This is a genomic window from Paraclostridium sp. MRS3W1 (genome assembly GCF_032465715.1).
Lineage (GTDB): Bacteria > Bacillota > Clostridia > Peptostreptococcales > Peptostreptococcaceae > Paraclostridium > Paraclostridium dentum.
On the sequence record NZ_JAWDJM010000102.1, the window covers coordinates 25,093 to 48,296 of the forward strand.

Sequence of the window (23,204 nt, forward strand, 5' to 3'; positions counted from 1 at the left end):
CTCCCTTCAAAATAAAACTAAAGGTTGTATATATCGCTTAATTTCATATATATTTCTTTTGTATTAAACTTTATAGTTTTTTCATCATCTAATACAAATTCTAATTCATTTATATCTAAATTTGCTTCCTTAGTTTTTAATAAAACATCGTATTTTTCTCTTATTTCTATTACATTAGATTTTTTATTTCCTAATATTCTAGATACATTTCTTTTATTAACTAAAACTACTAAATTTTTCTTAACCTCATATGTTTTAATTAAGTATTCAATAAAATCTCCATACATCTTACTTTCAACTAACTCTCTATAAGCTGGATGGTATGGACCTGCAAGAACTTCTTTTCCTATTGCTATATCTTCAGTTGCTTGTAATCCAACTCTAATTACATTTATATTGTTTATATAAAATAAAACCAAAACTTTTTTTACTATATCTATACTTTTCTCAAGTGTAAATGAATTATATTTACCTTCCTTTAATAGCTTTTCAAGACCTGTCTCTTTAACTACTAAAGTAGGATATACTCTTACGCAATCCGGTTTTAATTCTATAAATTTTTTTGCTGTTTTTATGCATTTTTCTTCTGTGTCTGATGGTAACCCTACCATCATCTGTAATCCTAAATTTATACCATAATCCTTTATAAGCTTTGAACTTTTAAATACATCTTCATCACTATGACCTCTTACACTATCTATCAATACTTTCTCATCTAAGGATTGAACTCCAAGTTCTATAATACTTGTTTTGTATTCTTTTAGCATAGTTAGTATTTCATCATTTATACAATCAGGTCTCGTAGACATCCTTATATCATCTACGATATTTTTATCTACATATTCCTTAGCTACAGAAAGTAAGCTTCTTTGAACATCCATATCTATAGCAGTAAAACTACCTCCAAAAAATGCAATTTCAATACTTGCATCTTTATCTATTGTAGTTAAATATTCTTCAATTATATTTCTTACATCTTCACTTGTAATATCTGTGCTTACTCCAGTAATTTTCTTTTGATTACAGAAAATACAATCATGAGGGCATCCCCTATGAGGCACAAATATAGGTATAATTCTCTTTTTCATATTAAATCATCCTTCTTAATGCTTGTTTTGCAGCTGATTGTTCTGCCTCTTTTTTGCTCTTACCTTCTCCTCTTCCTAAAACTTCACCGTCTAGAGTAACTTCCATTACAAATCGTTTGTTATGGTCTGGTCCAATTTCTTCTACTAAGTTATATGAAATTATACTTTCACCTTTACTTTGTACAACCTCTTGTAAATGAGTCTTATAGTCTCTGAAGATTCTTCCTTTTATAGAGTCTTGAATTATAGCTTCCATGTGATCTAATATAAATTCTTTTGCATTTTCAATTCCGCCATCTAGGTATATTGCAGCTATTACAGCCTCAAATGCATCGGCTAGTATAGATATACGATCTCTACCTCCTGTAGCTTCTTCTCCTCTTCCTAAAAGAATGTGGCTTCCTAAATTTATTTCTTTAGCAACGTCACTTAAAGACTCTTCACAAACTATATTGGCTCTTAATTTTGTTAACTCACCTTCTGGTAAATCTTGTTCCTTTTGGAATAAATAATCACTTATTACTATTCCTAACACTGAATCTCCTAAGAATTCTAATCTTTCATTGAATGAATAAGATTTATTCTCATTAGAGTATGAACTATGTGTTAATGCCTCTAATATAAATTTTTTATTTTTAAATTTATATTTAATAATATCTTCAAATTTTGATATATTAACTAATATACTTGATTTTATTTTCATTTATTTACCTCCATTTAAATATCTATAGACTATAGTGTACTATTTTTCTAAAATTATTGCAAAACATAATATAAACTTTTTTACACCCAAAAAACTTAATATAGCTATAGCTAAGTGCCATAAACTATACATAACTTTTTAGCAAGTGTCATTTAATTAGGCGTAAAAATTCACTTCGTTCATATCGCCAACGACTTAGTCCGTTGCTCAAAAAGCTTTTTTACGCCCAAAACATTTGATATAGCTATAACTAAGTACCATAAACTATCCATAACTTTTTAGTAAGTGTCATTTAATTAGGCGTAAAAAAGCCTATGAATCTTATATAACTTCATAGGCTCTATAAATTCTTTACTTATACAGTTTTATTTTTCATCATGACAATCGCAATCACATATGCATTCATCTGAGCATTCACACTCATCTTCTGATGATAATATAACTGCTTGACAATTAGGGCATACTATATCTATGTCTTCATTATATAGTAGGTCCTCATCTATCTCTACAAAATCATTACAATTAGGGCATTCCATTTCTATGTAGTTATATTCTTCATCATCATCTTCATCGTCTTCATCTTCTTCTTCGTATATATCATCTTCTATATCTGATAAATCTTCGTCTATAGATTCTACATAATCTATAAGTTCTATTTGTTCTTCTTCTAATTCTACTATTGCATCTGCAAAACTTTCTAAAACATCTACTATTTTATTTATTATTTTGCCTTCTTTTGTTTCTTCACTTATTTCTAATCCCTCTGCAAGACCTTTTAAGTATGCAACTTCTTCATATAAATATTTCATTAAAACCCCTCACTTTCCTTATTTTTTTGTATAAATTTAAAAGCCCATATATCTATTATTAGATATATAAGCTTTTATATTCATAAATTATTAAACTCTTGATAAATATTCTCCAGTTCTTGTATCTATCTTTATTCTATCTCCTGTATTTATGAATAAAGGTACTTGAACTACTGCACCAGTCTCAACTGTAGCTGACTTAGTAACGTTACTTGCAGTATCTCCTTTGATTCCTGGCTCTGTTTCAACTATTTCAAGTTCTGCAAAGTTTGGAGCTTCTACTTGGAATGGTTGCCCTTGGTAGAATCTTATTGTTGCAGTTTCATTTTCTTTTAAGAATTTGATTGCATCTTCAACTTTTTCATAGTCTAGTGGTATTTGCTCGAAAGTTTCGTTATCCATAAAGTAGTATAACTCACCATCATTGTATAGATATTGCATTTGTCTAGTGTCTATATGAGCTTTAGGGAACTTGTCACTTGGGTTAAAAGCTTCTTCTCTTATTGCTCCTGTTTTTAAGTTTCTGTACTTAGTTCTGACAAACGCAGCACCTTTTCCTGGCTTAACATGTTGGAAATCAACTATTAAACATGGTTGACCATCCTTCTCAAACGTTACACCTTTTCTAAAATCACCTGCTGTTACCATATGTGTCCCTCCATAATTATACTTAAAATTCTAATTCTATTAATTCCTTTGGTGATGAATTTAATACTTCACATCCATCTTCTGTTATTATAAGTAGATCTTCAATTCTTACACCACCAAAATCTTCTATGTATATACCTGGCTCATCACTTATAACCATATTAGGCTTTAATAACTTTTCTCCTAATGTATTAACATTTGGAAGTTCATGTACATCAAGGCCTATTCCGTGTCCTAAGCCATGACCAAATTTATCACCATATCCTTTTTCAATTATATATTGTCTTGCGATATTGTCAAGTTCTATTCCACTCATATTAGCTTTCGCAGCTTCTATAACCTTTAATTGAGCTTCTAATACTATATTGTATATTTCCTTTTGCTTTTCATTAGCTTTTCCTACAACTATAGTTCTTGTCATATCTGAGCAATATCCATTATATACACATCCAAAATCTATTGTTACGAAATCGCCTAACTCTATAACTTTATCGCTAGCTACTCCATGAGGCATAGATGATCTTTTTCCTGATGCTACTATAAAATCAAATGATACTCCAGTTGCACCTTGTTTTCTCATGAAAAACTCAAGCTCTAAAGCTACGTCACTTTCCTTCATTCCTGGCTTAATAAATCCTAATATATATTTAAATCCATTATCTGCAATTTTAGAAGCTTGTCTTATAACTTCTAATTCTTTTTCATCCTTTATAGCTCTTAAATCTAGCATTAATCCTTTTAATGGAACCATTTCTGTACTAGATAAAGCTTCTTTATAATTTGAATATGTTGAAAAACTCATTTTATCATCTTCAAATCCTAATCTTTTCATATCCATTTCTTTCAAGAAATTTGTGATTGGGTTTGTTCTAGATATTTCAACTATTTCAAAATCCTCTGTTTGATTTTTAGCTTGTTGTGTATATCTAAAGTCTGTAAATAATATGTTTTTTTCTTTAGTTATTATTATAGAACCAGCAGTTCCTGTAAATCCAGATATGTATCTTTTATTTTTAGACTCTTCAATTAAAATTGCATCTAAGTTTAATCTTTCCATCTCTGCTCTTAATTTTAAAACTCTATTTTTCACCTATACCCACCTCACAATTTATTATTGCATTTACCCCTAAAATATATCCATAAAATCCAAATCCTGTAATTTGTCCTATGCATGCACTAGCTGTTACGCTTTTTTGTCTAAATTCTTCTCTTTTGTGCACATTTGATATATGTACTTCTACTACTTTAGTACTAATAGATTTTATGGCATCTGCTATAGCATAGCTATAATGTGTAAACGCGCCAGGATTTATAATAATTCCATCAAAATTACAATTAGCCTCATGTAATTTATCTATTATACATCCTTCATGATTACTTTGAAAAAATTCAAAATCAATAGTATCTTTAAATGTTTGTTTTATGCTATATTCTAAATCTTCTAATGTATTTTTCCCATATACATCAGGTTCTCTTTTTCCTAACATATTTAAATTAGGACCATTAATTATTAATATTTTTATAGCATCCACCAACCTTTTGATAAAAACTCGTTTATACTCTATATAATAACATATTTTGTTAAATATAAACAAGTATCTCCCTAACTACTTGGACTATATTTTTATCATCAATATTTATTTTGATATCTGAACATTTTCTATATTTTTCATATCTGTGATTTAATAGTTCTTGGATATAGTTTTTTATATCATTTATATCTTTTAGTTTCGGTCTTTTGTCTATTTCATTTTCTAAATTGTTAACTATAGTATTAACATTTCCATCTAACCATATTACAGTTTTCATATTTTTTAAAACTTTAGCACTTCTTTCATTCTCTATAATTCCACCCCCAGTAGATATTATAGTATTTTCTAGACAAGATATTTCTTTAAGTAAGTCTGATTCTTTCTCTCTAAAATATGCTTCTCCATGTTCTTTGAAAATTTGGTTTATTGTTTTATTTTCTTTTTTTTCAAGTTCTAAATCCATATCTAAAAAATCCATACCTTTAATTCTAGCTAATTCCTTTCCAACTGTAGTCTTTCCAGTCCCCATAAATCCAATTAAGATTATATTTTTCATACAAGTTCTCCTATATCATCATTGTATATTGAAAATTCAACGCAATGTTTTTGTTTATTCTTAGATAGTTCTAATTTTATATTAACAATTCTACCATCTTTTTCTTTAGATATGTATATGTCATCTATATAATCTCCTACTTCATATCCTGATTTGTATCCCATTCTCTTTATAAAAAGCTTCTTAGTTTTTTTATTTAAAAATAGTTCATCGCAGTCATTGCATTCCAAATTTGTTTTGGATTTATAGTAAATAGATTTTACTTTTGTAAATTCAAGCTCCTTACCAGTTAAAATTTGACTATTTTCTGTTTTTACATCAGTTATTTCTATATCTCCACTTAGCTCTTTTTCCATATGCTTTTGAATTTCTAAACCCTGCTGTTGTATTTCTATGCTACTGTAGATTCTTTTGTACATATTCATTGAAGTAAATAATAAACTGTATAATATAATTAATACGATACTCGTTATTAACATAGATATTGAAATTTCTAATATAAGATAACCCTCTCTACGTTTCATACATATCCTCTTTTAATAAAACTCTTCCGCTAAATGGAATTATAGTTATTTTTATTTTTCTATCTTTTGAATCAATTATTATAGTTTCTCCTTTTGAGCTAAGTGTTCCATCTGATTTGAATTTTATTGTTGATGATGGATATGATAAACTCGAATTTTTAGGCAGGTATACCGTTTTCATTATGTCGGTATTTTCTTTTATTACATATCTAGGATTATCTTGTGTACTAATATTTTCTAGAAAAACACTAAGATTTCCATTTGAATTCATACTTCTAACATATCTTATATCTCCTACTAGCTGTCTTGCAAAAGAATCCATTTCATATTTTTGTGATTTTTCTTTTGGAAAACTTATCATTAATATAGTCATAATTATTCCTATACCTATTACAACTTCAACTAAAGTCACATTCCTTCTCTTTTCATTTCTCTAAGTCTCCTTATAATTGTATTTGAATACCCTCTTTTCATTTTCTTCGGTTGATTTAATATTTATTTTTACTGAGCATATAGCAGTTTTCTTAAAGTTGCTATCTTCTTTTTTTGATTCTATATCTAATTTTATATAACCATCGTCTAGGTAAATGTCATTATTTACAACTCTTATTTTTAATTGATTATCTCCCATAGATTCTATAGATTTTATTATATTTATTTTGTTATTTCCTAAAAAGTGATTTTTAAAATTGCATTCTAAATCATTCTCTTCTATATTATTTTCAATTAAATTATTAACTTCTTCTACAATTTTGCTACATCCTAAATTTATGCCTCCTTTTACCTCATATTCCATCTTCACTGACTTTTCCTTTGTAGAAACTATATCATTATTTGTTTTAACCAGTTCTATACATCCTAAGCATATACAACTTAATATAAAGCAACACAATAATGTTACTATCATCACTGATCCATTTCTTTTTTTCATGTTCTCACCACATAACTATCTATCATCATTTTTTTGTCTTCACAACTAACACAAACAGAAACACGATAACAATTAAAGTAATCTCTTTCTTTTATCACTTCTGATTTTACAGTGTATCCTTCAATATTTTTGCTAGTCCTTTTAAATAAATTTTCTTCTTTATTGTTTTGAATTCCATACTCTATACTACACATTTCTTTTTTTGCCAAATTTATCATTTTACTTGTATTGTATGATTTTTCTAAATTAAAAACACTAGTTGAAAATATACTTACAACTAGTGATGCCATTATTCCTATTAAGCTTAAAGATACAATATTCTCTAAAATTAAATATCCGTTTCTCTTATGTTTATAGTTATACATTCTTTAGTATATCCTTTAACTTTTCATGCTCATTCGCAGAAATACCTGTCCATATATTAAATCCTTGTACAGCTTGATTTATAAGCATATCTATTCCATATACAATATCAAGTTTATTTTTTTTAGCCCAAGAAATAAATTTAGTTTCATGAGGATTATAAACAATGTCACATACAAGTATATCTTTATTAATTAAATTGATGTTTTCATCTATTGGACAACTATCTTTATCTTTATCCATTCCAATAGGCGTCGTATTAATTATTATATCTATATTTTCTAAATCATCTTTAGTTATTTCATCTGTTGAAAATTTTGAATTTATGCCAAAACTATCAATTAAAACATCAGATATTTCTTTAGCATTTTTTATAGTCCTATTTCTTAAATTTATTTCTTTAGCTCCATTTGATGCCATTTCTACAGCTATACTTCTAGCAGCTCCTCCCGCTCCTATTATTAAAACTTTTTTATTGTAAATATCATAGCCCTTGTCTGTTATTGATTTTACAAACCCAATACCATCAGTATTGTATCCAATTAACTTTCCACCTTCATTTTTTACAGTATTTACAGCTCCAATCAATAGAGCATTCTTATCTACTGCGTCTAAATGTTTAATTATTTCCACCTTATGCGGAATAGTTACATTGCATCCTTTAATATCTAAAGCTTTAATTCCTTTTATAGCATTTTCCAATTCATCACTTTTAACATTAAAGCACATGTATTTCATATTCAGATTATTTTTTTTTATTAAATAGTTATGTATATTAGGTGAAAAACTATGTTCAACAGGACTTCCTATTAAACATAATAAATTAGTCTTTGCATTTATATCCATAATTACCTCCTGTTAGCTTTTATTTCCATTTGTTATATATATTATACAGCTTTGATTGTTCTTTTTTAAACTCAAAATAGGATATCTCAAATTTAAATTTGAGATATCCTATTTTAGATACTAAGGTATTATAAATTATCTGATTTATGGATAAGTTATAATACCAACTGCTAAACTTGAGCAACGGACCTGATTTTCAAGGTCGTTGGCGACATGAGCAAAGCGAATTTTTATAAAGCATTTATCATAGAGTATTCAGCGTATATAGATTCTTTATTTAGTGTACAAATTTTCTTTTCATTATAGTCTAAGCTTTCTTTAATATCTAGGTTTATATCTATCTCTATACTATTTTTATTTTCAACTATATTTATTGTACCTCCATAAATATTGATTATAGATTTTGCAACTTCTACATTCATGTTTATATTATCTCTGGATTGATTGTTTAGACATATATCTTTGTCATATAGCCCTATATTTTTTATATATATATTTAAGCCTTTTACATTATCTAAAAGCTCAATATATATAGTACTATTTTGTTTTGACTGTTTTATCAATTTACTAAAAAGTAGTAATATTATTCTTTCTATATCATAAGGATCTACTCTTACTAGTTTTTCTTCTATATTTGTATCAAATATAAATTTTATTTTATCATCTATTGAATATTTATTAATTTCAATTATTATGTCTTCAACTAAACTTACAACATCGTAACAATCTACTTCTGGTTTGTAAAAATCAGCTTCTAATTTAGTTAGTGTCATTATATTTTCTATAAGTCTTAAAGAAATATAACTTTGTTTTTTTACTGAATTCGTAACAGTAGCTATCAATCCGCTTTCATTACTTAAAATATCATCTTTGAAAACAGATTGAATGAGTTGATTAGATGACATTATTAAATTTAATGGAGTTTTTAATTCATGAGACATATTTATAAAAAAATGATTTTTTTGTTTATATTCTAGTTTTTTCTTAGCTATTTCTCTTTCTATATTTTCAGCCTTAACTTTTTCAGTTATATCATTCATTATACCTATACATGTCATTTTATTATTTATTTCCAGGGTAATTCCCCCTAGTTCTACATCTATATATTTTCCTTTTCTATTTTGTATCTTATGTCGCATAAATTTGACATCTTGTCCGAATTTATTTAAAACCCAAGAAATGTCTTTAATTATATGGCTATCATTAAATTCATTTAAACTGTCAAAACCTGACATATTCAAAAGTACTTCATTTACATAAGTAGTTTTTTTATCTTCAAAATCATATATATATATTCCTTGAGGAATAGCATTAACTAAAGATATGTAATTTTGGGCACTTTGTTCTATGCTTTTCAAAAGCACATTATACTCTGTAGTATCCCTTATTATCGCTATATCTTTTTTTATATTGTTTTCTTCAAAACTAGCTTTATTTATATTTAAGTATTTTTTAGTATCTGTATTTAAATATCCTTCAAAACTTCCTTTTGATTTCGTATTTAAAATAAAATCTTTTAATCTATCTTCATATATATCAATTTCTAAATTATTATTATTGTTGTATGTAATTTCATTATCCCTTGTCACCACAATAGTATGAGGTATAGTTTCTATAGTTTTTTTATACTTTATTTTGTTATAATTAATTATTTTCTGTGAATATTTTTTATATGTTATATCAGTCATTATACATATAACTCCAATTATTCGATTGTTCACTTTTAATGGAGTATACTCACAGTCAAAGTATCTATTGTCTTTGCTAATTATCTCTCTATTTAGCTTAATCCCTATATCATATACCTTTTGTACATCTAATAATACATCCGTACTATTTTCTATACTCTTATTTAAAAAATGTGAAAACTTTATTTTGTAATTGCAACATGAGTATTCTTTCCAAACATTCGAAAAACTGCTATCTTCATTTGAAATATATCCGTACTTATCTATTAAAATTACACACTTGTTATTTTGTTCTAATATTATATTTAAAATTTCTTTTTTATTGTTTAATATATCCAATAGTTTTTTTGTTTCTTTTTTGCTAGCTTTTAAATTGTCGTTTTTACCTTTAATTTTATTTTTAAGAATCTTTAAATCAATTACTAGATGACTGTTCTTGTCCCTATCTTTTTTTGAATATCTCCTTAAAACTATAAAAAACAATCCTATACTTACAAATGCATTCATTACTATGTTAAATTGTAAAAAATTTTTGTTTAAAAATATTATTAATAAAGATATTAAACACAAAGAGCCTATTTTAAGCTCTCTGTATTTGTATTTTTTAATATTAAAATTGTAAATAGATTGTATAACCATAAAACTACTAATAGTAGCAGCCATATATAAATATGTTGATTGCTTTAAATTTATAAAATTCAAAACTATAGATATTATCAACATTGAACTCATAAAAACTTTATTTTTTCTAGCATACGAGGAAATATAAAATCCACTAGCTAGTAAAATTGATATATTTAATATATATATCAGCTTATATCCCATAATTTACGCCCCCTATGTATTTATGGCCTTATTAGAAATATATATCAGCAAACTCTATATGCATATTTTCAAATATAGAATCTTTTAATACATTTGTATTAACTAATTTTTTTTCATCTATATTTTCAAACTCTTTTAATGAAATTATAAACTCGCTACCTTTACCTTCCTCACTATTTACATTTATATCCCCACCTTGTAATTTTAAAAATGCTTTTACTAAGGTTAATCCAACTCCACACCCTTCTGTATTTCTAGATAAGGTTTTATCAACTTGTCCAAACTTAGTGAATATAAATTTCAATCTATCTTTAGGTATCCCTACTCCATTGTCCTTAACGGCTATATTTATAAAATCATTTTTTTTGTATATATATACTTCTATCAAGCTCCCAATTTCACTAAATTTTATAGCATTAGAAATTAAATTTAAAATTATTTTTTGAACTTTATCTAAATCTATTTTTAAAATACTATAATTTATATCACTATTAAATTTAATATATACACCTTTATCGTTTAAATAGCCATTCACACAATCTACGATATGTTTTGTAAGATTTATAATGTCACAGTACACAAATTCAACACCGCAAACTCCATTTTCTACATCTACAATTTCATTCATGTTGTTTATAACTCTTTGTAATCTATAACAGTTTTGTTTAACTAATTTTGTGTAATTTTCTATATATTTGGAGTTAAATTCAGATTTATTTTGTTCTAATATATTATTCATATTAGCTATATTATTTATAGGGTCTTTTAGTAATTTAGATGTGTTTATTAAAAATTCATTTTTTACATGATGTTGAGCATTTACTAAATCGAGTTCTTTTATAGCTTCTAAAACTCTTTCTTCATTTTCTAGCAGTCTTACTATAGCTAATAACTGTTGTTCTTCCTTTCTATCTATAATAGTTATACTTGCAAAACAACTTTTACTTTTATCTATTTCATACCTTTTAGTTTCTCCATAGTATTCATTGGAAATATAATCATTTATAAATTTATTTATGCTATCCATTTTAACTTTCTTTAAAATTTTTATCATGGATTTATTTTGATATACATAGTCTTTACTGTCTTTATCTATAACTACAATTCCGTCTGGTAAATTTTGTGCTAGTGCTCTATATGTTTTTTGATTTGCTTCTAATTGTTTAAGTGCTTCTTCCATTTCTGTTATGTCTACAATTATGCTCAATAAAATATTTGAATCGTCAGTTTCTATTTTTGTAGTTATCAACTCTATAAAAACGTTATCTACAGTTTTAAATTTATTTATGCATTTGCTTACTTTTCCAAGTTTTACTTCTTCTAAACTTTCATTTAATTGATTTATTTCATTCATGTGTATTTTACTTTTTAAATTTTCTAAGCTAATTTTACCTCTATTATTTTCTATTTTTAGTATTTTAAAAGCTGAGTCATTTATATACTTTATATCATTCATATCATGAATTATAACTCCATCAGTTAAAACATCCATAAGCTTTCTATATTTTTCTTCACTATCATTTAGTTGCTTTTGAATTAGAGTACTTTGTGTTATATCATTAAATATACATATTTTGATTTCTTTATTTTCTCTTATTTCTTTTGTACATATAAACCTATATACCTTTTCTTCTTTATCATACAAGTTTATTGACTCAAAACTATTTATTCCTACTTTATTAATCATATCTATACACTCTTGCCCATTTTTAAAATTAGTGCATAAATAATTTAAAATATTAACCTTATTTAGATTAATATTTCTCCAAGAATTCTGATTACAGTAAATAATATTATTTTTTTCATTTAACATAACTATAGGCATATCAGACTCTTCAATAGATTTGTTTATATTTTTTTCTATTTTTAACGTATCTTCTTTATATTCAAATTGTTTTACTGCTTCATTTTTTATATTTAAGTTCAGTACGCTTATATTTTCATTTAATTTTTTTAGTTTTTGTATGTTTTCATCGAGTTTTTCTTTTTTAATTTTCATATTGTCTAGTATAAAAAACTTACATATAAGTAAATTCATTAAAATATTCAAAGATATATATATATTGAAATTGATCCATATATAAATTAAACTTATAATATTTAATGTAACTATAGATATAAACTGTATGTTTTTAATCTTTAATTTGTGCCTTATAAAGCAAAAATACATAGATTTTATAAACGTGTATACGGCTAATATATACATATCTATTTTTGTAAATTTATAATTGTTAGAAATTATATATACATATATCAAAACTTCTACAAAATATATAAAATTTATATATTTTGTATTTTTAATTTTTTCAAAAAAACCTATGTGTATACCATTTACGAGTGCAGCTATCATAATGATTAAGTTTATATCCAAGATTCTCCCAAAATTACTTGTATAATTAATCATATATTCCCACCTTTTATCCCTTAATTTACTATTTACAATTATATTAGCAGATACTTTCCAAATATTTTGTCATTTCTTGAATAAGCAAAAAATAATTTTTAGTGATTAAAGTTTCTTAAGCGCAAAAAAAGCCTTAATTAAGGCTTTTTTCACATTTTAATTCTTTTCTTAACTTTTTCAATGCTCGTTTTTCTATTCTAGAAACATATGATCTAGAAATATCCAACTTTTGAGCAATTTCTCTTTGTGTTTTATATCCAAGAGGCGTTAATCCATATCTTAACTTTACAATTTCTCTTTCTCTTGGACTTAATATATTTTCCAATTTTTCATAAAGCTTACTGATTTGAACCTTTAACTCTACTTGGTCCAAAATATGGTCTATATCAGTACCAAGCACATCAATTAAACTTATTTCATTACCTTCCTTGTCAGTGCCTATAGGGTCTTGTAATGAAACTTGCACTTTATTTTTCTTATTAGTTCTTATGTTCATTAATATTTCATTTTCTATACATTTTGACGCATACGTAGCTAATCGAGTTCCTTTTTCCACATTATAAGTTTCTATAGCTTTTATAAGACCTATAGTACCTATAGAAATAAGATCATCTTGATCTTCAGTTGAGTTATTATATTTTTTTGCTATATGCGCTACTAATCTCATGTTTCTTTCAATTAATACTTCCTTAGCTGATTCATCTTTTTCTAATTTAAATTTAGTTAGATAATTATACTCTTCTTCAGGAGTTAAGGGTTTTTCAAAAGATTTTAATATAGTCAATCAGGCCACCCCTTTCTTCCTTCCATGTCATTTTAAATTATATGAAAGTGGCCTGATAAAATTGCTTGTATAAAAAAATTTATTTTAATATAGTTTCACAAATCTCTTTAAATAAAGGTGTTGCAGGCTTGCTAGAATCCTTCGTACCTTCAATTATTACAGTTATTGCATATTTGGGATTTTCCTTAGGGTAAAACCCTGTTACCCATCCATGTGTTATTATTTTTTTACCCATAGTTTTATCCGCATTTTCTACATTAATAGTAGCCTGAGTTGTTCCTGTTTTTACTCCACTTCCTTTTTCTAATGTAGCTAATTCTTTTGCAGTTCCTTCACTCGCTACGGACTTCATCATATTTTTTATTTTACTTACAATATATGGAGATATATCTCCCTTATCTTCTTTCGTGGACCTAAATGCCTTTACGATTTCCTTTTTATTGTTTATTATACTATCATAAATTTGTAAAGGCTTATATGTTCCATTGTTGGCAATCACTTGCGTCATTTGGTTAACTTGAAGCGGTGTAAACATCATTTGCCCTTGACCAATACATAAGTTAACTATATCTATTTCATCTTTTATAGTTCCGCTTTTTTCTCCATATATATCAATTCCTACTTCTTGATCTAAATGAAGTTTTTTAGCAGTATCCATTATCTTTTCTTTACCTACTTTAAGCGCTATATCTAAAAATGCAGTATTACAAGAATTAGCAAATGCTTGTTCTAGAGTTAAGGTTCCATGTCCCTCCAATTTATTGCATTTTAGAACTCTATTATGCACTTCTGAGGATCCTGTACATGTATAAGTGTAATTTTCATCTACTACCCCTTCTTCTAGTGCAGCATATAAAACTACTATCTTAAATACAGAACCAGGTGCATACATATATTTTATAGCTCTATTTTCTAATTCTCCATTACTCATCTTTAAATATTCACTTATAGAATCTCTATCAAAATTAGGCCTAGATGTCATAGCTAATACTGCTCCACTTTTTACATCAGATATAACTACTGAGCTTGGATTTTGTTCTTTATCTACTAGTTTTTCTAATTTTTTTTGAATATCATAATCTATAGTTAACTTTAAATGTCTATCATCTTTGTTCTTTTCATTTACTTTTACACTACCATCTAGAACTCCAATTTTTTTGTTCTTACCTGCATTACCTGAACTTCCAGCTTTAAATACTTCTACATAGTCTAAATTTTTATCTTTTAATACGTCATCCTTACTTTTTTCAATACCACTTACTCCATTACTATCTTTATCTATGTATCCTATAGTATGAGCTAGTATATCTTCATCTGAATATCTATATGTCTTTTTGTCTATTATTATATTTTCCTTTTCTAATCTACCTTTTAAGTTATCATTCATTTTACTTACTTTTAATTCAACTATTGGTGAAACTGGATTTTCTTGTATTTTTTCATATATATGAGAGTTATCAAGCCCTGTAACTTCTTGTATTAATTCCATATATCCATCATCCACATTAATTTTATCTTTTTGAATTATTATTATATCTTCACTTTTAGTATCTGTTATTTTTTTATTGTTTCTATCATATATAGTACCTCTTCCTGAACTTAAGTTTATGCTCGAGCTACTCTGATCTCTAACACATTTTTTATAAAAGTCAGAATGTGTAATTTGGATGTCTACCAATCTATATATTAAAAATCCATAAATTAATAAAAACAATACAAATATAGAATACATTCTGTTTTTACTTGTATATTTTATTGAACTCTTTTTTCTAGACATAAAATCACCCCTTAGTAATTGTAATTCTTGACAATTTCTAAGGGGTTAATACTATTTATTGTTAATGTAATTGTGTTTTTATTCTTGCTATTACCATATCTATTGCAACTTCGTTTTGTCCACCTTCTGGTATTATTATATCTGCATATTTTTTATATGGCTCTATAAATTGATCGTGTGCAGGTTTAACAGTTGTTAAATATTGCTCTATAACAGAATCTACTGTTCTACCTCTCTCTTTTATATCTCTTTGAATTCTTCTTAAAATTCTTAGGTCATCTTCTGTATCTACATATATTTTTATATCTAACTTATTTCTTAATTCTTCATCTTCAAGTATCATTATTCCTTCAACAATTACTATGTCCTTAGCCTCTGTAGTTACAGTATTCTCTAAGTCTCTAGTGTGAAGTTCATAGTCATATATAGGTTTTTCTATACTTTCTCCATTACATAACATATCTAAGTGCTTTATTAATAATTTATTATCAAAAGCTAATGGATGGTCATAGTTAGTCTTTAATCTATCTTCAAATGATAAATGCGCTTGATCTTTGTAGTACGCATCTTGTTCTATTATAGCTATGTTTTCCTCTGGTATACTTTCCTTTATTGATTTGCAAACTGTACTTTTTCCTGATCCTGTCCCACCTGTAATACCTATTATCAGTGTCTTTTTGTCCTTTGTCATCTTTGAATCTCTCCTTAAAAATTTTTTATTTATTCATAATCATCTGGCATAGCTTCGCCTGTGTAGAATCCATGTGTCAATGGTCTATGACTTTTTTCTTTTATCTGCTCTAACCAAATAGGATTGAATTCCCATTCATTAGGGTTTTTATAAAATTCATCTAGAGCTTTTCTATAGACTTTTATAACTGTTTCTAAGTATTCGTCGCTTTGTAATCTTGAATCTATCTTTAAACTAGTCACACCTGCTTTTACAAAGTCAGGTACAAAGTTTAACATACATAGGTCTTTTGAGTTAAATAAGAAAGTTCCTTTTTCATCTTCAAAAACTGGGTAGTATTCCCCTTGTCTTTTTTCTTCTAATAAGTTATACTTATTGTTTCCTTCTTTGTACTCTACATTATCTTTACTTCCTAAGTAGCTACTTAAAAGCCTTCTTCCTGAATAAGATATACATATAGGTCCATGGACAAAAGTTTCTATTTCCATATCTAATGGAGTTTTAGCTCTTATTGTACTTATTTCATCAAAAGATAATTCACTAGTGATAATTATCCTTCTAACTCCTTGGTCATACCAAAAGTTAGCTGAATTAAAATTAGTTACGTTTGCTTGCTGTCCCATGTGAATTTTAACATTAGGTATAGTATTTTTAGCTATTGTTAAAACCCCAGGATCTGTTACTATTATTCCATCTATGTTTAACTTTTCAAGTTCTACTAAGTAATCCTTTAAACTATCGAAGTCCTCATTGTGTGGCATAACATTAACAGCTACATAAACTTTTTTATTGTTGTGATGGGCAAATTCAACGCCTTGCTGTAATTCTTCTCTTGAGAAGTTTTTAGCTATAGCATCAATTCCAAATGAATCTCCACCTATATAAACAGCGTCTGCACCACTTTCAAACGCTAATTTCAAGCTATTTAAATCTTTAGCTGATGATAAAAGCTCAACTTTATGCATTAAAATCACCTCTTACTTTCTTTTTATAGCTAAGTGTAACTCCATCTCCAATAGGTATTATAGATGTGTCTAAGTAATCACAATTGCATATATAATCTAGATAACTTCTCATTCTCTTAACTATAGTTTTTTTTCTTCTGATTACATAACTGTCATGAGCTACCATTCCTTTGTACAGAATATTATCAGATATTAAAAGTCCATCTACTTTTAATTTATCTATTATCATATCATAAAATAACTTATATTGTCCTTTAGCTGCATCTAGGAAAATCATGTCAAATTCACCTTCAACTTGTTTTAAAAGTTCTTCTGCATCTCCTTCTAATATAGTTATATTATTTTCTAATCCAGCTTTTTTGATATTTTCTTTTGCCTTTTCGATCATTTTTTCATTTCTCTCAACAGTTATTATTTCTACATCTTTATCTAAAACTGTTGCAAATAGTATAGATGAGTATCCTATTGCACAACCAACTTCTAAAATTCTCTTTGGTCTTTGAACTTTTAATAATACTTTTAAAAAATCTGAAACTTCTTTATGAACTATTGGAACATTATGCTCTTTAGCATACTCTTCCAATTCTTTTAGTAAACCTTCTTTATCCCTTAAAGTATTTCTTATATAATCTTCAACTAAATCATCAACTATATTACTCATATCTTCAACTCCTTGAGTTGCCCTAAAAAAAGACAAAGTTACGCCTTAAAACTTATATTAAGCTTTGCGATAATCCTTTGCCTTTTTGGACAAATATTTTATTTTATTTTTCTGTTTTGTCTTCTTTAACTTTATCTCTTTCTTGCTTGTAACTTTCTACATGTTTTAAATGTTCTTTGTACGTTTTGCTGTAATTATTTTTTCCGCCTACAGTTGCTACAAAATATAGATAATCCGTATTAGATGGATATAGTGCAGCTTCTATCGATTTAACTCCTGGACTACATATAGGAGTAGGTGGTAATCCTTTATTTAAATAAGAATTATAAGGAGAATCGACTTTTAAATCCTTATACATTACTCTTTCTTTTCTTTTATCAAACGCATATTGTAAAGTAGCATCTGACTGAAGAGGCATTCCTATTTTTAACCTGTTATAAAAAACACTAGCAATCATAGGTCTATCTTCATTTACAACAGCTTCCTTTTCTATTATAGAAGCTAAGTTTACAACTTGTTGAAGAGTTAATCCCATTTCCTTTTGCTTTTCTTTAAATTTATCATTATAAACTTGTTCAAATCTCTTTAACATTGCAGATAAAACTTCTTTTTCTGTACTTTCTTTATCAAAATAATAAGTATCAGGATATAAAAATCCCTCTAAGTTCTTTATATCAGATTCTTTCAAAAATGCAAAATCAGTGTAAAATTCTTTAGGATTATTGATTAATTGCTCGTATTTTTCAGCACTTCCTAATTTTTTATCTGTTAAAGATTTTATTACTTCCTTATAAGTTAATCCTTCCGGTATAGTTACCTTTGTTCCATCGTTGTGAACTTTTCCATCAGTAAGTATACTTAAAATTTTAGAGTTTGAATAACTTTGACGTAATAAATACGTCCCCGCTTTGACACCATGTTTATTAGGTTTTACCTTTTCTACAGCTTTAAACAAAACTTTATTTTTAATTAATTTATTTTCTTGTAAAATATCTGCTACATCAGTTAATGTTGCTCCATTAGGTATTTCAACTATTATTTCTTTTTTGCTGCTTTTATTGTATGGTCCTATTTGACTATATATATATCCAGCAAGTAAAGCCAATATAATTACTATTATAATAGCTACTATTTTCAAGTTTACCTTTCTAAAATTCATAGGGTTATCTACTCCTTATGTATATTTATATCCTTTATATTATAAATCTAAGAATAAAAATTTTCAATAAAATTGTCGAAACTAAATAAAAAGCCTAACGTTATTTTTTACACGTTAGGCTTTTTTTAATCATATCTATTAGAATTTTAAAGTTTTATCTTTAGTTACAACCCCATAAACTAGTTTTCCTGCTTCCACTTTTTCATCAGATATTGTATAAGCTTTTAAGAATCTATCTTTTGCTCCTTCAATTTTATCTAATTTATTGTAATGCATATATGCTATTGTTTCGCCTTCATTTACAAAGTCTGAAACTTTTTTAGTTAAAACTATACCTGCTGATAAATCTAGTTCATCTTCTTTAGTTTCTCTTCCTGCCCCTAGCATCATAGCAGAAACTCCAACTTCTTCAGCTTCTATTTTTGCTATATAACCAGTTTTCGGAGCTTTTATTTCCATTATTTCTTTTGCTTGAGGTAAAAGAGAATAATCATCAACTATATTACTATTTCCACCTTGATTTTCTATAAATTCTTTTAATTTATCAAGTGCACTTCCTGTAGTTATAGCTTCTTGAATCTTAGCTTTACCATCTTCAAAGTTATCAACTACTTTTGCTAATAGTAACATATATGCACCTAATGTTTCGCATAACATTACGAAATCTTTAGGTCCTCTTCCTTTTAAAGTTTCTATAGCTTCTATAACTTCTAGTGAGTTACCTACTGCAAATCCTAGCGGTTCATCCATATCAGTTATAAGTGCTATAGTTTCTCTGTTCATATTATCTCCGATATCAACCATTTCTTTTGCCAGTGCAAATGAATCTTCTATAGTTTTCATAAATGCACCGTCTCCAGTTTTGACATCTAATACTATAGCATCAGCTCCAGATGCTAATTTTTTACACATTATACTACTTGCAATTAACGATATATTATCAACTGTTGCTGTTACATCTCTAAGTGCATACATCTTTTTATCTGCTACAGCTATAGATGCAGTTTGTCCACATACAGCTATATTATGCTTATTAACTGATTGTATAAATTTTTCTGGTTCCATCTCTATAGAAAATCCAGGAATGGCTTCTAGTTTATCTAATGTTCCACCAGTATGCCCTAGACCTCTTCCTGACATCTTAGCAACTGGTGCTTTACATGCAGCAACTAACGGTGCTAATGCTATCGTAGTTTTATCTCCTACACCACCTGTACTATGCTTGTCCACTTTAATTCCATTTATAGCCGATAGATCTATAACTTCACCTGAGTTCATCATAGCCTCTGTTAGAAACGCAGTTTCTTCTTTAGACATTTTATTTATATATATAGCCATTAAAAGAGCAGATGCCTGATAATCAGGAATCTCTTCTTTAGAGTATTTCTCTACGAAAAAGTTTATTTCTTCTTTAGTTAATACTTCTCCATCTCTTTTCTTTTTTATAATGTCATAAATTCTCATAACGAGTCTCCTTTGTATCATTATTTTATAGTTTTGTAGTACGTTAAATTCTTATAATTTGTTAACTATTGATTTAACTAAGTTTAAAAATTCTGATTTAACTTTTTGTGTTGTCTCTATAACTTCTTCATGATTTAAAGGTTGATTTAATATTCCTGCTGCCATATTTGTTATACAAGATATACCTATAACATCTAAGTTTGAATGTCTAGCTACTATAACTTCTGGAACAGTTGACATTCCAACTGCATCTGATCCTAAAATTTGAGCTAATTTAACTTCTGCAGGTGTTTCATAAGTTGGCCCACTAAAGAAAGTGTATACGCCTTCTCTTACTTGTATTCCTAAATCTTTAGCACATTCTTTTGCTAATTCTACATACTTTGGAGTGTATGCTGTTGACATATCAGGGAATCTTACTCCTAATCTATTATCATTAGATCCTATTAGTGGATGATGTCCACTAAAGTTTATATGATCTCTTATTATCATTAAATCTCCTGGTTTGAAATCTTTATTTGCTCCACCAGCTGCATTAGTAACTATTACAGTTTTAACTCCTAAAGCTTTCATAACTCTTACAGGGAATGTTACGCTCTCCATTGAGTATCCTTCGTAAAAATGGAATCTTCCTTGCATAGCTATAACAGTTTTTCCTTGTAAAGTTCCTATCACTAATTGTCCATTATGTCCTTCTACTGTAGAAACTGGGAAGTTTGGTATTTCATCATATTTTATCTTTACAGGATTTTCTATCTCATCACCTAAAACACCTAACCCCGAACCTAATATAAGTCCTACTTCTGGAGCTTGTTCTATTTTAGATTTTATATAATCTGTACTCTCTTGAATTTTATCATATAAATTTTTCATATTTTTCCTCCAACTAGCTAATTATTTTATAATGTCATTTTTAAAACTATTACCATGTTTAGGCATTTTTACATTTAATAGATCAGCAACTGTAGCTCCTATATCTGCAAAACTGCTTCTAGTTCCTAAATTTAATCCACTCTTAACGTTTTTACCGCAAATTAACATAGGTATATATTCTCTTGTATGATCAGTTCCTTTGTATGTAGGATCATTACCATGGTCTGAGTTTATAATTAATATATCATCATCTTCCATGTTTTCTAATATTTCAGGTATTCTAGCATCAAATTCTTCTAATGCTTCTTTATATCCTTTAACATCTCTTCTATGACCATATTTAGAGTCAAAATCAACTAAATTTGTGAATATAAGACCCTTATTTTCTTTCTTCATGTAATTTATAGTTTGGTCTACTCCATCCATATTATCTTTAGTATGTATAGCCTCTGTTATACCTTGTTTATTAAATATATCTTCTATTTTTCCAACGCCTATAACATCTAGGTTTGAATTTTTTATATTATCTAAAACTGTATCTTCAAATGGGCTTAAAGAGTAATCTCTTCTGTTAGAAGTTCTTTCAAATGCTCCTGGTTGTCCAACAAATGGTCTTGCTATTATTCTTGCAACTGCATTATCGCCCATCATTATTTCTCTTGCGATTTCACACATTTTATATAATTCATCTAAAGGAATTATTTCTTCATGTGCTGCAATTTGGAATACACTATCTGCAGAAGTATATACTATAACTTCTCCAGTTTTCATTTGTTGCTCTCCTAGTTCATCTAGTATAGCTGTTCCAGATGCAGGCTTATTCCCTATAACTTTTCTATTTGTCTTTCTTTCAAATTCATCTATTATCTCTTTTGGGAATCCATTTTCATATGTTTTAAAAGGTGTTTCAACTAAAACTCCTGTCATCTCCCAGTGTCCAGTTGTTGTATCTTTACCCTTAGATACTTCACTAGCTCTACCAAATGCTCCTATAGGGCTTTCTACGCCTTCTAAGCTATCTATACCATCTATATTACCTAACCCTAATTTCAGCATATTAGGTAACTTTATATCTTTATAGTTTTTAACTATGTTACCCAAAGTGTTTACATTTACATCTCCAAATTTTTCTGAATCAGGAAGTGCGCCTATCCCAACACTATCAATTATCATCCATATAACTCTGCTCATAAAATTTTTCCTCCTAAATGTTAGTTTATTTTCTAGGATGTTTTTCCTTTAGTTCTTGTCTTATATTTTTATCTATACAATTTAAATAATATTGTAAACTTGATAAGTTAGAATTTCCTAAAATTTTGCTGACTACAGCTATGTTTGCACCTTGATTTAATAAGTGTATAGCAAATGAATTTCTAAGAATAGTTGGATTTATACTTTTATTTATATTTGCTCTTTTTGCATGTTTTTTTATTAATTTCCAAAGACCTTGCCTTGTAAATCTAGTTCCATTAGAGTTTGTGAATAAAGCCTTTTCCTGAAAGTTAGTTTTTAAAATCTCGCTTCTTGACTTAGTTAAATAGTTATCTAAATATTTTTTTGTAGTTTTAGACATAGGTATTACTCTAGGATTTTTCCCTGATTCACAACAAATATAATCATATTCTAAATTAACATCATCTAAATCTAACTCTATTAGCTCTGTTACTTTCATACCTGTCCCATATAAAATCTCAAATATAGCTTTATCTCTTATATCTTTTGCATTTTTAGGTTCAGGAAAATCTAGTAAGGCCTCTATTTCTTTTAAACTTAAAATATCTATTTCTTTTTTTTCTATCTTAGGTTTTTTTATATTTTTAGATATATTACTTTCTATGTATCTATTTAAAAATAAATATTCATAAAAAGACTTTATAGATGATATACTCCTAGAAATCGTAGCTGTAGATACA

At 27.3% G+C, this 23,204-nt stretch carries 24 protein-coding genes; all 24 read right to left on the reverse strand.

Going from position 1 to position 23,204, the window contains the following annotated elements; translation table 11 throughout:
• Window positions 1-17: 17 nt before the first annotated feature.
• On the reverse strand, window positions 18-1,088 hold the full coding sequence (locus RWY47_RS07970; RefSeq protein ID WP_168930401.1) for an elongator complex protein 3: 1,071 nt from the start codon (window positions 1,086-1,088) through the stop codon (window positions 18-20).
• A 1-nt stretch (window position 1,089) separates the two neighbouring features.
• Window positions 1,090-1,791 carry a ribonuclease III gene (gene rnc, locus RWY47_RS07975; RefSeq protein ID WP_021429628.1) on the reverse strand — a complete coding sequence of 234 codons (702 nt, stop codon included), beginning with the start codon at window positions 1,789-1,791 and terminating at the stop codon, window positions 1,090-1,092.
• A gap of 365 nt (window positions 1,792-2,156) precedes the next feature.
• Complete coding sequence (locus RWY47_RS07980; RefSeq protein ID WP_035115320.1) at window positions 2,157-2,600, reverse strand: CD1247 N-terminal domain-containing protein; 444 nt, start codon at window positions 2,598-2,600, stop codon at window positions 2,157-2,159.
• Between the two features lie 90 nt (window positions 2,601-2,690).
• The gene (efp, locus tag RWY47_RS07985) at window positions 2,691-3,248 is read right to left on the reverse strand and encodes an elongation factor P (RefSeq protein ID WP_021429540.1); all 558 of its coding nucleotides are present in this window, start codon (window positions 3,246-3,248) and stop codon (window positions 2,691-2,693) included.
• A 22-nt stretch (window positions 3,249-3,270) separates the two neighbouring features.
• Window positions 3,271-4,338: a M24 family metallopeptidase gene (locus RWY47_RS07990; RefSeq protein ID WP_021429732.1), complete on the reverse strand. Its 1,068-nt coding sequence runs from the start codon at window positions 4,336-4,338 to the stop codon at window positions 3,271-3,273.
• Complete coding sequence (gene aroQ / locus RWY47_RS07995; RefSeq protein ID WP_332840796.1) at window positions 4,328-4,780, reverse strand: type II 3-dehydroquinate dehydratase; 453 nt, start codon at window positions 4,778-4,780, stop codon at window positions 4,328-4,330. Before aroQ ends, RWY47_RS07990 begins: the two co-directional genes overlap by 11 nt.
• A gap of 49 nt (window positions 4,781-4,829) precedes the next feature.
• A complete protein-coding gene (locus RWY47_RS08000; RefSeq protein ID WP_035115326.1) occupies window positions 4,830-5,336 on the reverse strand; it encodes a shikimate kinase in 507 nt (168 codons plus the stop codon).
• Window positions 5,333-5,860 (reverse strand): hypothetical protein, encoded by a 528-nt coding sequence (locus RWY47_RS08005; protein ID WP_168930399.1) that lies wholly within the window; start codon window positions 5,858-5,860, stop codon window positions 5,333-5,335. The genes RWY47_RS08000 and RWY47_RS08005 overlap by 4 nt, the downstream gene beginning before the upstream one ends.
• Window positions 5,850-6,272, reverse strand: coding sequence for a hypothetical protein (locus RWY47_RS08010; RefSeq protein WP_021429677.1), 423 nt, complete (start codon window positions 6,270-6,272; stop codon window positions 5,850-5,852). Before RWY47_RS08010 ends, RWY47_RS08005 begins: the two co-directional genes overlap by 11 nt.
• Before the next feature lie 21 nt (window positions 6,273-6,293).
• Window positions 6,294-6,791 (reverse strand): hypothetical protein, encoded by a 498-nt coding sequence (locus RWY47_RS08015; RefSeq protein ID WP_035115334.1) that lies wholly within the window; start codon window positions 6,789-6,791, stop codon window positions 6,294-6,296.
• On the reverse strand, window positions 6,788-7,156 hold the full coding sequence (locus RWY47_RS08020; RefSeq protein ID WP_025161749.1) for a type II secretion system protein: 369 nt from the start codon (window positions 7,154-7,156) through the stop codon (window positions 6,788-6,790). The genes RWY47_RS08015 and RWY47_RS08020 overlap by 4 nt, the downstream gene beginning before the upstream one ends.
• Window positions 7,149-8,000, reverse strand: coding sequence for a shikimate dehydrogenase (gene aroE / locus RWY47_RS08025; RefSeq protein ID WP_150843276.1), 852 nt, complete (start codon window positions 7,998-8,000; stop codon window positions 7,149-7,151). The genes RWY47_RS08020 and aroE overlap by 8 nt, the downstream gene beginning before the upstream one ends.
• Window positions 8,001-8,230: 230 nt before the next feature.
• Window positions 8,231-10,513, reverse strand: coding sequence for a sensor histidine kinase (locus RWY47_RS08030; protein ID WP_224170664.1), 2,283 nt, complete (start codon window positions 10,511-10,513; stop codon window positions 8,231-8,233).
• Window positions 10,514-10,544: 31 nt separating this feature from the next.
• Window positions 10,545-12,917: a PAS domain-containing sensor histidine kinase gene (locus tag RWY47_RS08035; protein WP_168930395.1), complete on the reverse strand. Its 2,373-nt coding sequence runs from the start codon at window positions 12,915-12,917 to the stop codon at window positions 10,545-10,547.
• Window positions 12,918-13,050: 133 nt separating this feature from the next.
• Window positions 13,051-13,701: an RNA polymerase sporulation sigma factor SigK gene (sigK, locus tag RWY47_RS08040; protein WP_021429616.1), complete on the reverse strand. Its 651-nt coding sequence runs from the start codon at window positions 13,699-13,701 to the stop codon at window positions 13,051-13,053.
• Between the two features lie 79 nt (window positions 13,702-13,780).
• Entirely contained in the window at window positions 13,781-15,478 is a 1,698-nt protein-coding gene (locus RWY47_RS08045; RefSeq protein ID WP_150843280.1) for a peptidoglycan D,D-transpeptidase FtsI family protein, read from the reverse strand.
• Window positions 15,479-15,539: 61 nt separating this feature from the next.
• On the reverse strand, window positions 15,540-16,169 hold the full coding sequence (gene udk, locus RWY47_RS08050) for a uridine kinase (protein ID WP_021429643.1): 630 nt from the start codon (window positions 16,167-16,169) through the stop codon (window positions 15,540-15,542).
• 29 nt (window positions 16,170-16,198) lie between these two features.
• Window positions 16,199-17,134, reverse strand: coding sequence for a peptidase U32 family protein (locus tag RWY47_RS08055; RefSeq protein ID WP_021429603.1), 936 nt, complete (start codon window positions 17,132-17,134; stop codon window positions 16,199-16,201).
• Entirely contained in the window at window positions 17,127-17,795 is a 669-nt protein-coding gene (locus RWY47_RS08060; RefSeq protein WP_021429657.1) for an O-methyltransferase, read from the reverse strand. The genes RWY47_RS08055 and RWY47_RS08060 overlap by 8 nt, the downstream gene beginning before the upstream one ends.
• A 103-nt stretch (window positions 17,796-17,898) precedes the next feature.
• Window positions 17,899-18,954: an endolytic transglycosylase MltG gene (mltG, locus tag RWY47_RS08065; RefSeq protein ID WP_150843281.1), complete on the reverse strand. Its 1,056-nt coding sequence runs from the start codon at window positions 18,952-18,954 to the stop codon at window positions 17,899-17,901.
• A 138-nt stretch (window positions 18,955-19,092) separates the two neighbouring features.
• A complete protein-coding gene (locus RWY47_RS08070) occupies window positions 19,093-20,418 on the reverse strand; it encodes a pyrimidine-nucleoside phosphorylase (RefSeq protein WP_021429623.1) in 1,326 nt (441 codons plus the stop codon).
• A gap of 51 nt (window positions 20,419-20,469) precedes the next feature.
• Window positions 20,470-21,291, reverse strand: a complete 822-nt coding sequence (locus tag RWY47_RS08075; RefSeq protein ID WP_021429593.1) for a purine-nucleoside phosphorylase — start codon at window positions 21,289-21,291, stop codon at window positions 20,470-20,472.
• 21 nt (window positions 21,292-21,312) lie between these two features.
• Complete coding sequence (locus RWY47_RS08080; RefSeq protein WP_150843283.1) at window positions 21,313-22,482, reverse strand: phosphopentomutase; 1,170 nt, start codon at window positions 22,480-22,482, stop codon at window positions 21,313-21,315.
• Window positions 22,483-22,507: 25 nt separating this feature from the next.
• A partial coding sequence (locus tag RWY47_RS08085; RefSeq protein WP_316030289.1) for a tyrosine-type recombinase/integrase occupies window positions 22,508-23,204 on the reverse strand: 697 nt, incomplete at its 5' end.

Coding starts and splice junctions, on each gene's coding strand:
- RWY47_RS08055 (WP_021429603.1), bottom strand. CDS start 17,134: ATGCATAAAGTTGAGCTTTTATCATCAGCTAAAGATTTAAATAGCTTG.
- RWY47_RS07980 (WP_035115320.1), bottom strand. CDS start 2,600: ATGAAATATTTATATGAAGAAGTTGCATACTTAAAAGGTCTTGCAGAG.
- RWY47_RS08080 (WP_150843283.1), bottom strand. CDS start 22,482: ATGAGCAGAGTTATATGGATGATAATTGATAGTGTTGGGATAGGCGCA.
- RWY47_RS08060 (WP_021429657.1), bottom strand. CDS start 17,795: ATGAGTAATATAGTTGATGATTTAGTTGAAGATTATATAAGAAATACT.
- mltG (WP_150843281.1), bottom strand. CDS start 18,954: ATGAATTTTAGAAAGGTAAACTTGAAAATAGTAGCTATTATAATAGTA.
- udk (WP_021429643.1), bottom strand. CDS start 16,169: ATGACAAAGGACAAAAAGACACTGATAATAGGTATTACAGGTGGGACA.
- RWY47_RS08035 (WP_168930395.1), bottom strand. CDS start 12,917: ATGATTAATTATACAAGTAATTTTGGGAGAATCTTGGATATAAACTTA.
- efp (WP_021429540.1), bottom strand. CDS start 3,248: ATGGTAACAGCAGGTGATTTTAGAAAAGGTGTAACGTTTGAGAAGGAT.
- RWY47_RS08045 (WP_150843280.1), bottom strand. CDS start 15,478: ATGTCTAGAAAAAAGAGTTCAATAAAATATACAAGTAAAAACAGAATG.
- RWY47_RS08075 (WP_021429593.1), bottom strand. CDS start 21,291: ATGAAAAATTTATATGATAAAATTCAAGAGAGTACAGATTATATAAAA.
- RWY47_RS08030 (WP_224170664.1), bottom strand. CDS start 10,513: ATGGGATATAAGCTGATATATATATTAAATATATCAATTTTACTAGCT.
- RWY47_RS08070 (WP_021429623.1), bottom strand. CDS start 20,418: ATGAGAATTTATGACATTATAAAAAAGAAAAGAGATGGAGAAGTATTA.
- rnc (WP_021429628.1), bottom strand. CDS start 1,791: ATGAAAATAAAATCAAGTATATTAGTTAATATATCAAAATTTGAAGAT.
- RWY47_RS08000 (WP_035115326.1), bottom strand. CDS start 5,336: ATGAAAAATATAATCTTAATTGGATTTATGGGGACTGGAAAGACTACA.
- RWY47_RS08015 (WP_035115334.1), bottom strand. CDS start 6,791: ATGAAAAAAAGAAATGGATCAGTGATGATAGTAACATTATTGTGTTGC.
- RWY47_RS08005 (WP_168930399.1), bottom strand. CDS start 5,860: ATGAAACGTAGAGAGGGTTATCTTATATTAGAAATTTCAATATCTATG.
- aroE (WP_150843276.1), bottom strand. CDS start 8,000: ATGGATATAAATGCAAAGACTAATTTATTATGTTTAATAGGAAGTCCT.
- RWY47_RS07970 (WP_168930401.1), bottom strand. CDS start 1,088: ATGAAAAAGAGAATTATACCTATATTTGTGCCTCATAGGGGATGCCCT.
- RWY47_RS08020 (WP_025161749.1), bottom strand. CDS start 7,156: ATGTATAACTATAAACATAAGAGAAACGGATATTTAATTTTAGAGAAT.